This window comes from Bradyrhizobium retamae, from assembly GCF_001440415.1.
Lineage (GTDB): Bacteria > Pseudomonadota > Alphaproteobacteria > Rhizobiales > Xanthobacteraceae > Bradyrhizobium > Bradyrhizobium retamae.
In genome coordinates, this window is the sequence record NZ_LLYA01000163.1 from 25,880 (window position 1) to 38,240 (window position 12,361).

General features: G+C 57.4%; 8 protein-coding genes and 1 pseudogene. 2 read left to right on the top strand and 7 right to left on the bottom strand.

The features are described from left to right. Window positions 1-3: 3 nt before the first annotated feature. The 4 genes from CQ13_RS23070 to CQ13_RS23085 are packed head-to-tail and all read right to left on the bottom strand — an operon-like array spanning window position 4 to window position 3,162. Window positions 4-762 (bottom strand): ABC transporter ATP-binding protein, encoded by a 759-nt coding sequence (locus CQ13_RS23070; protein ID WP_057845134.1) that lies wholly within the window; start codon window positions 760-762, stop codon window positions 4-6. Next, window positions 759-1,568 (bottom strand): ABC transporter permease, encoded by an 810-nt coding sequence (locus tag CQ13_RS23075; RefSeq protein WP_082637590.1) that lies wholly within the window; start codon window positions 1,566-1,568, stop codon window positions 759-761. Before CQ13_RS23075 ends, CQ13_RS23070 begins: the two co-directional genes overlap by 4 nt. Next, window positions 1,565-2,338, bottom strand: coding sequence for an ABC transporter permease (locus CQ13_RS23080; RefSeq protein WP_057845135.1), 774 nt, complete (start codon window positions 2,336-2,338; stop codon window positions 1,565-1,567). The genes CQ13_RS23075 and CQ13_RS23080 overlap by 4 nt, the downstream gene beginning before the upstream one ends. Then, window positions 2,338-3,162, bottom strand: a complete 825-nt coding sequence (locus CQ13_RS23085; protein ID WP_057845136.1) for a FadR/GntR family transcriptional regulator — start codon at window positions 3,160-3,162, stop codon at window positions 2,338-2,340. The genes CQ13_RS23080 and CQ13_RS23085 overlap by 1 nt, the downstream gene beginning before the upstream one ends. A 113-nt stretch (window positions 3,163-3,275) precedes the next feature. Here CQ13_RS23085 and CQ13_RS23090 point away from each other — a divergent pair, with 113 nt between their 5' ends. Together CQ13_RS23090 and CQ13_RS23095 are read left to right on the top strand one after the other, a co-directional pair. Continuing rightward, window positions 3,276-4,403, top strand: a complete 1,128-nt coding sequence (locus tag CQ13_RS23090) for an iron-containing alcohol dehydrogenase (protein ID WP_057845137.1) — start codon at window positions 3,276-3,278, stop codon at window positions 4,401-4,403. 144 nt (window positions 4,404-4,547) lie between these two features. Continuing rightward, window positions 4,548-5,303: an SDR family oxidoreductase gene (locus tag CQ13_RS23095; protein WP_057845138.1), complete on the top strand. Its 756-nt coding sequence runs from the start codon at window positions 4,548-4,550 to the stop codon at window positions 5,301-5,303. A 644-nt stretch (window positions 5,304-5,947) separates the two neighbouring features. Here the strand turns inward: CQ13_RS23095 and CQ13_RS23100 are convergent. The 3 genes and pseudogenes from CQ13_RS23100 to CQ13_RS45815 all read right to left on the bottom strand — a co-directional run bounded on the left by CQ13_RS23100 (window position 5,948) and on the right by CQ13_RS45815 (window position 11,754). Then, a pseudogene (locus CQ13_RS23100) lies at window positions 5,948-8,792 on the bottom strand (ATP-binding protein). A 450-nt stretch (window positions 8,793-9,242) separates the two neighbouring features. Further along, entirely contained in the window at window positions 9,243-10,295 is a 1,053-nt protein-coding gene (locus CQ13_RS23105; protein ID WP_197427405.1) for an AraC family transcriptional regulator, read from the bottom strand. A gap of 1,102 nt (window positions 10,296-11,397) precedes the next feature. Further along, a complete protein-coding gene (locus tag CQ13_RS45815; RefSeq protein WP_245309273.1) occupies window positions 11,398-11,754 on the bottom strand; it encodes a hypothetical protein in 357 nt (118 codons plus the stop codon). Window positions 11,755-12,361 lie beyond the last annotated feature (607 nt).

Here is a 12,361-nt window from a genome sequence, read left to right on the forward strand (position 1 = left end):
GGCTCAGGCCGATCGCACGAGCTGACGAACGCGCCCCGACAATTCCTTGAATCTCGCATCATCGTTCAGCGAGTCCCATGATCGCGGCCGTGGCAGGTCCACGTCAATTTCCTCGAGCACGCGTCCCTTGGATAGCGCGATCACTCTGTTGGCGAGAAACACGGCTTCTGCGACATCATGCGTGATGAAAATGACGGTCGGCCGCTTCTCCTGCCATATGCGCGTCAGTTCTTCCTGGAGCGTCATCCGGGTCTGGGCGTCGACGCTCGCGAACGGCTCGTCCATCAGCAGCACGTCCGGCTCGTTCGCCAGAGCACGCACCACGCCGACACGCTGCTGCATGCCGCCCGACAGTTCGGCGGGATATCGCCCGGCCGCCTCGGTCAGTTTGGCGAGCGCCAGATATTCATGCGCGATCTTCTCGCGTTCGGCCTTGCGGACGCCGCGCATTTTCGGACCGAAGGCGACATTCTCAAGCACGGTTCGCCATGGGAACAGGGCAAAAGACTGAAAGACCACGCCGCGGTCGGGGCCCGGCCCTTTAACCGGACGGCCGCCGACCAGGATTTCACCGCCTGTATGGGGGATGAAGCCTGCAATCATATTGAGGATCGTCGTCTTGCCGCAGCCCGAAGGCCCGACGATACAGACGAACTCTCCCTGTCCCACATTCAATGACACATCATGCACAGCGGTGACGTTAGTGCCGGCATAGGGGTCGAAATACGTCTTCGACAGATTACGGATAGTCAGATTCTTCATCGCGTCACTAGCCCCCACCGCTGTCCGGTAGCCCGCTCGATCGGTGCCAGTATCCAGCTGTCGACGATGTACCAGAGAATTCCCAGAATGATCATGCCGAGCAGAATCTCGACGACCGATCCAGAACGGCGCGCGTCGAACATGAGGAACCCGATACCGCTGGTGCCGACGATAATCTCGGTTGCGATCAGAGCACGCCAGCCATAGCCGAGTCCGTTGCGCAGGCCGGTCACGATGTTGGGCAGCGCTCCCGGCAACACGACTTCCCACAACATGCGAATGCGCGAGGCACCAAGACTTTGGGCAGCGCGATGCAACGTGATGGGGATCGAGCGCACGCCCAGCACCGTGTTCAAGACCACTGGGAAGATTACCGTGTAGACGATGACCACCGTGATGGTCGTGAGGCCATAGCCGAACCAGATCACCAGGATCGGCAGCCACGCAATATCGCCAATGGCCTGAAAGAACAGAAGCAGCGGCCACAGCGCCGTGCGCGCGCGCTGGCTAAGACCCACCAGGATTCCGAGGGGAATGCCGAGGGCGATGCCCCAAAACGCACCGACGGCTAGGCGCACTATGCTGTCTTGTAGGTACGCCGGCAGGATGCCCATATAAACGAGCGATCCGAACGAGCGCACTACCTCCGCTGGTCCCGGCAGGAACACGCGGGGAAATGTTTGCAGCTCTGTGACAATCCACCAGGCCGCGATCACCGGAATGAAAGGCGCGATGGAACCGATCGATGGCCAGCGCGCCGTCAGGCGCACGCAGTGGCCCCAAAACTTGAGAAGAAACTGCTTCATGCGCGCTGCACCATGCCCCAGCGTTCGATAGTGGCGCGCTCGATTGGTGCCAAGACCAGCCGGTCGAGCAGTAGCCAAAGCACGCCAATCACAATCATGCCAAGCACGATCACTTCAGTCCGATAGAAGTCGCGTGCCACAAACAGCATGTAACCGAGGCCGACGTTGGTGGCGATCATCTCGGCTGCGATCAGCCCACGCCAGGCAAAGCCCAGTCCGGTGCGTATGCCAGTGACGATGTTAGGAAGAGCGCCCGGCAGGAGCACTTCAGTCAACATCGCCCATCGCCCCGCACCGAGCGATGCGGCCGCATTGCGCACATGCAAGGGAATGGTCGATACGCCGAGTAGCGTGTTGTACGTCACGATAAAGAACACGGCATTGAAGATCACGAAGGTGATGGCGCCGAAGCCGTAGCCAAACCATAGCGTCGCAATTGGGATCCACGCGATGCCAGCCAGCACCGAGAAAAACCTGAATAGGGGTGTCAGGAAGCTCGAGACAATCGGACTGACGCCCATCGCGACACCCAAGGGAACCGCGATTATTAGCGCGAGCACCGTACCAACGGCGACGCGCAGCAAGCTCGCCTTGATGTGTTGGATAAGAGTGCCATCTTGTATTCCCTCAATCCCAGCCTGGACCACAGAGGAGAGATGAGGAAACAGCCGAGGATTGACGTCGAAATACGGGATGAAAACAGCCCATAGAACGAGTAGCACTATAAAGGGAGCGCAGAACCAAAGTGCGGAAGAGAGCCTGTGCAGCATCACGCTTTCCTCAGGCTGCGGGTGCCGCTTAGCCGAGCGTCTCGCCGAACGGCGCCGACATTTTTTCTAGACAATTTGGAGTGGGTGTAGCCAAGGACTTGCTCCATAGCTTTACGAGCTTTTTTTGCGTCACCTTCTTCGATGGCGCGGGCGGTGGCTGCGTGGTTGGGAAGGTTATCCTCGAACCAGCCAGCTATGCTATCGACGGCGACCACGAATACCGCGCTCAGAATCGTGTCGATCGCGCCGCGAAAGCCCTGCAGCACCGGATTGTGCGTGGCATCAAGAATAGCGAGATGAAATGCCTTGTCTGCGGCCGTTGCGGAAGCCTGATTGTTCGACGCTTCCATCGCTGCCAGGGCCGCATTGATACGTTGCCGGTCCTGCTTGGTGGCGCGCGTCGCAGCGAGCGCGGCAGCGGCGGGCTCAATGATTGAGCGTACTTCCTGAATAGCCAACAACAGATCGCGGTCGAGTTTATCCTGACCGACCAGCCAGTTCAGCACGTCCCGATCGAGCAGGCTCCAATCGCGCCGCGGCAACACGTGAGTGCCGTGGCGCGGACGCACGCTGACGAGTCCTTTTCCTGAAAGCATTTTGATCGCTTCACGAATCACGCCGCGCCCGACTCCGAAGCGGATTTCGAGATCGTTTTCTGGCGGTAGTACGGCGCCGGCCGGGATGATCTCTTGGGCGATCTCGCGGCCGAGTGTCGTCAGCACCGCGTGGATGCGGCCTGGCTTCAAACGCTTCTCGGCGGATTTAACGCGCTTCGCGCTCAACGACTGTTCACTCCCGACCGCGGCTCTATGGCCGGCTGGCATGTTCGAGCCATACACTAAATTCATTGCCCTCGCAATCATCCGATGTTAAATATCCGATGAATAAAAACATTCGGCGATGCAGCAATTGTGTCGTCGTCGGGAGGAAACCGGCCTTGTCGACCATTGGATATCTGACGACGACGATATTCGACTTCGGTGCCATCAAGGGCTTACCGATCGAGTTGGAGGCGCTTGGAATTCGCCGGCCGTTGCTCGTAACGGACGCCGGCGTCCAGGAGGCCGGCATTGCGGCGCAGGTGCTGACTTACCTCGATTCGACGACCGTTTCTGTATTCGCCGGCACACCGCCGAATCCGACGGAGGAGGCAGTACGTGAAGGCGTTGTCGCCTACCGCGACGGCGGCTGCGACGGCGTCATTGCGCTCGGCGGCGGTTCGCCGATCGACCTTGCCAAAGGCGTAGCTTTGGCCGCAACCCACGAAGGGCCATTGGAGCATTACGCGGCAATCCGTGGCGGCGTCGGAAAGATCACCGCGAAGGTCGCGCCTGTGATCGCTATCCCGACCACTGCGGGAACTGGCAGTGAGGTCGGCCGCGGTGCTTTGATCAATCTGACCAACGGCTCAAAGCTGGCGTTGATCAGCCCATATTTGATACCGAAGAGGGCGATCTGCGATCCTGAACTCACGCTGGGACTACCGCCGTTATTGACGGCCGCAACCGGCATCGATGCGCTCACGCATTGCATCGAAACGTTCCTGTCACCGCTGGTCAATCCGCCGGCGGAAGCGATCGCGCTCGACGGTGCACAGCGTGCATGGCGCTTCATCCAGCGCGCTGTGACAAACGGCACCGACCGCGAGGCGCGTTGGGAGATGATGATGGCGGCACTTGAAGGTGGGCTCACGTTTCAAAAGGGGCTCGGCGCAGTGCACTCGCTTTCTCATGCCGCCGGCGCATTGCGCTCGCCGACGCTGCATCACGGTATGCTGAACGGCGTGTTCCTGCCGCACATCCTGCGCTTCAGCGCGCAAAGCGTCGGAAATAAATACGAGAAGCTAAGCGATGTATTTTGCATTGCGCGCGAAACGGACCTCGCCACTGCGGTGTCGGATCTCGTCCAATCGTTAGACCTACCAGTAACGCTCGGCCAGATGGGGTTTGAGGCTCGGCATATTCCTCAAACAGTTGTCCGAGCGTTAGCCGACCACTCGAATGCCACCGCGCCTCGAAAAGCATCTGCACAAGAGTTTGAGGGCTTACTTCGTGCCGCGCTCTGAGAGCATCAAAGACGAGCACCATAAATTCCGAAATTCTTCTTAGGGTAACCACCAGTATCACGTGTACGCGTATCTCTTACAGCGAAAGCGTATTGTAACTCACACAGCAGCAATGGGGCATCACGGTCGTCGTGTTGAGATAACTTGGGCACTCAAACAAAAGTTGCACTCGTTACCGGGGCAGGTTCAGGGATAGGCCGAGCGTCCTCGCTCGCTCTAATGAAGGCGGGGTTCACTGTCGTCCTGGCAGGACGCCGCCTCGAGTTGCTCGAGGAAACCAGGAGTCTGGGACCTGCGCCTGAAATGAGCACATCTGTCGTATGCGACATAGCTGATCCGGAGTCGATCGCTTCTCTATTTGCGAAAGTCTTGGAGCTTTACGGACGGCTTGACCTGCTGTTCAACAATGCGGGCATAAGCGCTCCATCGATACCCATGGAGGAGGTTAGCTTTGCACAGTGGAAGGCTGTGATCGATACCAATTTAACCGGTCCATTTATCTGCACACAGTTCGCGTTTCGGATCATGAAAGATCAAACGCCTCGAGGGGGTAGAATCATTAACAACGGTTCGATATCCGCTCACGCTCCGAGGCCTTTCTCTACTCCCTATACCGCGTCAAAGCACTCAATCACCGGCTTGACCAAGGCTGCCTCGTTAGACGGTCGAGCATACAATATCGCGGTCGGTCAAATCGATATCGGAAACGCTGAAACACCTATGACAGCGCCCATGACTAGCGGTGTACTACAAGCCGACGGTCAGAAGGTGCCAGAGCCGGTCATGAATGTCGATGATGTGGGCAATGCTGTAGCCTGCATGGCCAAGTTGCCACTCGATGCCAACGTGATGTTTATGACGATCATGGCAACAAAGATGCCATTCGTTGGAAGAGGTTAATTGTTTCGTTTACTTATCAATCCGCTTCGATTCGACGCTTCCTTAAGGGAATGTAGTTGATGACGACTCAAACGTTTGTGGCGACGGGCATTCTGCTGCTGGCGGCGGCGATGTTGGTCGTGCGGTTGATCGTATGAAGGCCCCGGACAGGATTGATATGGGGTTGCTGCTTGCCACCATTGCCGTCGGCGTTGCGCTGGCTGGCTGGGGCATTTGGCTCGCCATTTCCGTTCTCAGTTAGCGCAGAGCGACGCTCGCCCGGCACGCCAGTCTCGGCTATACTAGGATCGCCGCTTGAGCGGCTAACCCAAGACGTTATCTTCGGCCGCAGCTTCCTTGCAAATACCGTAAAACGCCGTAGCGTTTTGCACGGTGAATACCAGCTAAGTGCTGGCGCGCCCACAACGATTCGAACGTCCGACCCTCAGATTTGTAGTTTGGATGGATGTTGGAGCGGTATCGCCTTATTGCGAAATATATACAGTAAATCAATAATTTAAAGACATATCTGGCGGAGAGAGTGTCAGTCAATCCCCTTTGAAAGATCAAGCGTTTTTGATTTTCTTAGGCCAAAACCCACCATTCGAGCTACGGTGGAAAACTGGCGTTTCGCCTTCAAGGTTTCACGGAATCTCGTCGCGCCTTCACTTTGACTCCAGTAGCCTTTTCGCTGCTCGAACGTCCGCTGTGTCGGAACCTTCGGCGAAACGGTCGAGTACGGGGCGCAGCAATAGTTCCGCCTCTTTACGTCGGCGGTCCTTCAGAAGAAGCTGTGCAAGTTCAATCGCCGTTCGCAACTCCCAAGCTAACGCACCGTGACGGCGACCAAGTTCAAGTGATTTGTTGAACCAGATTTCCGCCTCGCCACTCCTCGACTGCGGTCCAGAGAGAACGATCTTCCCCCGTATCCGCAATAGCTCAGGCAAATAAAAGCGGTTACCATTTCGATCTACCAGCCCGATCGTTTCGTCGATTAAGGCCAAGCTTTCCTCAAATTGACCAAGCGACAAGAGCCCCTCAACGATCGCCAGATTGAAAGTAGTCGTAAGTAGTTCGTATTTTGCTTCATGTAGCTGCTGAAGCGAATGCTTGATGGTCTCGATGCCGCCCCTGGCATCTCCCCGTCGAATAGCCAACTCGCCTTTGACACCTCTACCTACGGCAAGATAAGGGCCGAGCGAGCGCGATTTGGCATACGCAATGAAACGGTCAATGTGCTCGTCCGCCGCTTCAACATCACCAGTCCAAAGAAAGACAGAAACAGCCCATATTAGGGCAATGCACAGCGTTACGGGGTGATCCATTTGCGCGGCCGCAGCAACGGTCTGGCGCGCCATATCTATCGCCTCCGAAGGTCGGCCTTGTAGCCAGTACACCCTCGAAAGAGTTATGCCGGCACGGTTGCGATGATCAAACCCGTGAACCGTGCTGATTCGTTCGGCGCCAGGGGCAAGCCAGGCAACTTCGAGCACCTTGCGGGCCTCGCTATGGTCTCCAGCAAGATGCAACGAAACGCCCAACAGGGAATGAGACAGTGCAATGGCCGTGGGGGTCTCTAATTGCTTTGGAGACCACCACGCTGCGCCGCGCATGTTTGAGCGCAGCATCGAACTGCCCCATGCGCTCGTGGAAAATATGCATACGCCCGATCAGCTGGAGTTGGTTTAAGTCGTCTCGTCGCTCCTCGGCGATGTGCAGACTTTTTGTTAAGGCCGCACGCGCAGCTTCGCTGCTCCCGAGCGTAAACATCAGCGTCAGACCCAGCGCAGCCTGGATGTGCATTTCCTCAACACTGTTGGGTGGAAGATGATCGAGCGATTGAAGAGCCCGCTCCGACCAGCGACGACATTCAGTAAGCAAGGACATCGCCAGAAAGATGGGTGCTGCCGCTGCAACGAGTTCGACACCTACCCGAACGTCTCCATTGACACCGAAGCACCATTCGAGGGCGGCGCGCACATTATGCAGAGCTGAGAAATGGATCGCTCGTTCGTCGGCACTTGGTAACATTGCCCATTTGGTACCAGCCTGTTCCAGCCATCGGCGATAGTAGGCCGCATGGCGTGCCGCCAGTCCGACTTCTTCGATCTCAACCTCTAGCAAGTAGGCCCTCGTCGTTTCCAGGAGGCGATAGCGCATCATGGCGCCGATGGGCCGGGTCGCCACCATTGACTTTGCAACAAGTCCGTCGATGGCATCGAACAGGACAGATCGTTCAACGCATTTGTCGGGGACGACCTCAAGGACTGCGTCAATTGTGAAATGTCCTACGAACACGCCGAGCCTGCGAAGCACAACACGTTCCAGATCGGACAAAAGACCGTAGCTCCAGTCTAACGTTGCCCGTAACGTCTCCTGTCGCGGCGCAGCAGTCCGCTGGCCTCTCCATAACAGACTTAGCCGCTCATTCAAAAGCGCTGCCGTTTGATGGAGGCCGTACGCCTCTACTTTGCCAGCAGCGAGCTCAATGGCCAACGCCATACCGTCGAGTTTTCGGCAAATGCCAACGACGGTCTCGACATTGGAATCATTGAGTTCGATGTGCGCGCCGCTGGCAGTCGCTCGCTCAAGAAATAGCTGGATCGCCGGATAAGCCCTTGCAGCATCCGCAGTGAGCTCGGGTAATTCTGGTGGGACTGCCAGAGGCCCAAGTTTAAAGACGTGCTCTCCTTCGACTCTGAGAGCTTCGCGGCTAGTCGCCAGGATGAACGTCTCTGGCGCACTTCGAAAAATGCTCGCGGCCATTGTTGCCACGGCTGGAATGACATGCTCACAATTGTCCAGGACCAGGAGGATCTTCTTGTCTTTCAGATACTCTATCAGGGCCTGCAGCGGATTGTCCGTTTGATCCGGTAGTCCGAGAATGAGCAAGAGCGAAGTGACTACGAGGTCCGGATCGCTGAGGGCAGCAAGATCGACGAAATGGCTGGCGCCAGCGAATTGTTCGAGCAATCCGTGGGCAGTAGTCACAGCGACCACGGTCTTCCCCACGCCGCCGGGTCCGACGATCGTTACGAAACGTGAGGCAAGGAGCATCTCGGAAAGCGCCGCGATAGTATCTGCCCGCCCAATCATCCGCTGCAGCAAGTTCGGCAGTTTGACGAGCGACGATTTCATCCTCGGCGCTGGCTCTGTGTTCGCCTGCACAGACGCTTGCGAGACCGCTGCTACGAAGGAATAGCCTCGTCCCGATAATGTCGTGATGTAGCGGGCGCCGTTTCTCCCGTCGCCCAAAGCCTTTCGGAGAGCGGCGACATGAAATCGCAAGTTGGCTTCTTCGACGTTAACGGCCCCGGGCCAGACCTGGGCGATCAGATCCCATTTGCTAATAGCTTCATTCGGGCGAGACAGTAGCGCGATCAAGAGATCGAAGGCTCTGGTGCCCAAGGGCTGTACGATGCCATCCCGCGTCAGGAGCCGCTCATGAGGCGACACCGTGAATGGCCCGAAGGATAAAGTTCCCTTTACCTGCTCACCTGGTTCAGCCATGGCGCTATATGTTCCCTTCAAGGAACCGCATAACGAATGCACCGCGGTCTTGCAAGGACTAGGCCGAAGCGCATCGAAACACGAGCACATCGAGAAGCGATCCGCATCAGCGCTAGGCAGTATCTTGGCATGTTGACCTCTTCCGCAAAGATGACAGGAACCTGGCGAGCGAACGCCAGCCTGCCGCAACGGGCTGCGCCTGAGAACAAATGGGTGAACGATCGGGCAGCGCGTGTGAACCCGACAACCGCTCGGGGGACTCTGGCGCTTGGAATGTCCCCGGCGATGAAGGTCGGCTTTGCCTGCTCTCTGCCACGCTGTCGCGGCTTCGCTAGGAGAGCTTTCGTACAGGGATGCTGGGGATGATCGTAGAGCTCCTTGAAGGAACGATCTCGACGATGCCCCCAAGGTACGAGGCGTTCCGCCGTGCGCGAGTTGTCGCAGGTTGAACTATGAGCGGACGGCAGACATGAATCTATCAGAACAGTAGTCCGGTCGGCCTAATGTCGGCGATTTTCGCGGATGTTCCGAATGTTCCGTTCTGTGCTCGTCAATATCGTAGCGGTCGCGCTCAAGAACCGTGAGCGGGGAAGCTGTCTCGGACCTGTAGTCGGCGCGCCAACGAGCTGGCGTGCTTGCGGCCATACGCTTGAAGACCGTGGAGAAATGGGCTTGCGTCGAGAAGCCAACAGCCAAGGCGATCTCTGCGAGCGGCATATCGCTATTACCGAGGAGCGCCTTAGCTCGTTCGACACGTTTCTGCAGCAGGTATTCGCGGGGCCTGTATCCTGTGGCGGCGCGGAACAGTGCAGCAAAATGCATGCGCGAGAGACCCGCTGCTTTGGCTAAGTCTGCCAGACCGATGCTCCAGTGAAGATGTCTATCGATATAGTCCTCCACCAAACGAAGTCGCCACTTCGGGAGAGCATTCGTTTTGCTATGAGGTGGCGCGAGCCGCACAACGTGCGCCGCGAGCGTTTGACCGACGCATAGCGAAAATGCCAGATCCTCGTCGTCGACGCGATCGCTCAGCACTTTGGCCAGTTGTTCGGCAAGCGGGTCACGCAAGAGTATTCGATCCACGGGTTCGCTATGCGCGAAATAGCCGTGCGGAGACATCGGCTGCTGGTCCAAAAAGCTTGGCGCGATGTGGAAATAGATAAAGTCATAGGCCGACTGAAAGTGAGCTGTTGAGCGCACGGGCGGCTTCGCAATATGCAGAGCGCCCACGGGGATCTTGCCATCAAATATCGTTCGGCCGGCCTGGATCAGTCTCACTTGAGTCGACCGTAGCGCAAGTCCGATGAGATAGCGGTCTTCTTGCGTCACGATATTGCTCGGCATCTTGTCGGCAACTCCAGCTAAGCGCGAAAATTGGATCTCGCTAGCGTGGCGGTCTTCAACCGCGTGCTGAAGGCAATCGAGCTCTGGCGCGTCACTCTGTGCGCGGCCAATTCGCGCGGCTGAGCGGCGGATCGGTCCAGTGGAACTGAGTGTAGGCATCTGTCGTCCTTTCACGTAGCCTCGGTGTATTTCCGTGGCCATGCCGTTGAGTAAAGTCGATGCTCGAAAGGATAAGGCCGGCTCGCAAAGTTGCTCGTTATCGATCCTAAAAACGCGTTAGATGTTACAAGTCCCATGAGATCGCCCCAGTGTGGTGGAGCCCCCTTCGGCGCATTTTTTCTCGTTTTTACAAAGGTTTAGCGAGATGCCGGGGTTTGTAAGAAAATATGTGCCGCGCCTGTCGCCCATCTTCAGGGAAGAGGCGCCGGCCTGAGAATATGTTCGAACCCGATGCGTCGGAGGGCGCTGCCTAAAGGCGATCATAAACCTCACCGAGCAGTGCAGATTGATCATCGTCCGGATCAAACATGCGAGGGACGGCTCCCGCACGCTTTGGTGCCAGGAGATGCTACCGCATCTATATTTCCGTCCTGTGCGGTAAGTGTCTCCAGTCCGGAACGGCTGACATCGGCGATATCAGCTATCGGCTGATTCGCCTTTTCTGTTGTGGGTTCGAGCGGACATTCCCTGTGAGGATAGTGGTCCTCGGATAGGGACGTCGATGACAGAACACTCAGTGTCGCAGAACGGCTGATAGATCGTACGCGTTCGGCGGCGCGCGCCTGCCGCACAGGCCCAGCCGGCGTTCTGTCTCGAACACCGCACGAGATGGAAGTTATTTGGATCGATCTCTAGGAAGCGCTCGGCTTGGAATTGGGTTTCGCCGCCTTAGACTTTAGACGCAGGAAGAGGGCTGCAACCATGCTTCTGCAATTGCAGATCGCTTCAAAGACGGCCTCTCTAAGCCGCTACTCATAATCACAAGAGTCCCTTTCAGTAAATCTCGGGGCACATTGTGCGCTCCTCGTGATCCACTTACGACATCCTCGGCATCTCAAGGAGTTTGACCTGCGGCTCGCGGCCTCGTCGCCGATGTCCAGGAGGTTCAGGGCTTTTGTCGGAGAGGCTGCCCGTATTCCGTGAGAGCACGCGCTTTCTTCAGACTTCGTTGCACCTTGGAGAATTTGCGACTGGCCTCAGCGTCATAGCAACTACGCTCACTTGGACAGTCATAACTCGATCCGATTCATCGATGTGCTCTTTAGTGCATGATGGCCGCGACGATCGTTCTGCAGAAGTCGAACGCAAAGCGGCCGTAGATCGCGCCCCAACCCGACGATGCGAGGCGATAGGAATTGCCGAGAGCACGGACGATCTCGAACAATCCCATCATCTCATGGTACGTCAGCACCGAGTGTAAACCCATCAGCTGTAGTAGCAGGGCCAGAATGCTGGCACTGCCCATGACAGCGCCGCCGCGGCGCGCGGCAGCCACAGGAATTGCACGAGATAGCTGCTCCTCCACTGATATGGCGTATTGCCGGCAACGCGCTTGAACGCCGTGGCGAAATGCGCCCGAGGTTGAATTCCTCGGATGATCTGACTTGAACTCTCTCATGGGCGTAAATTGCCCGAATGAATTCTGTCCTTATTCCGTGAGAGCACGCGCTGTTTCTTAGTAGCATGACACCGTGCAAGAGGATTCTGCAGCTCGCCTCTATGTCGTAGTAGTCAAACTCACTCCGATTCATCGAAGAGCTCTCTAGCGTGTGATGCCTGTGACGACCGTTCTGCAGACGTCGAAGGTGAAGCGGCCACGACATATTGCAACACGCGCTTCGGGCGCCGTTTCTGCAGCAACCGCACTTGCCGCATCGCTCGCCATCAGCCGGAGCGGTCTCCTTGCGCTCGACCTTGGTTTGCCGGCAGGTCCTGCGGGTCAGGATGGCAAGACGCAGCGCGTCGGCAAGGATGGCAGAGTAAGGACGATCGGTCGTCTCGCCGGGAGGGCATCGGAGAGGACTCCCCCTCCAGCGGCGATGAAATCATTCGCTGCCTCGAACAGGCGCTGTCGGGCTACGCGCCGCAATAACCCGGTCCCCGGCCGCACAGCGGCCCGCTTTCCCAAAGCCGGCGTGCATTCCCGCAAGCAGGTTGCTGGACCGAAAATACCGGCGACCACGGCCCCCCCATGATCGCAACCGATTTCGCGACATTGGCAAGCC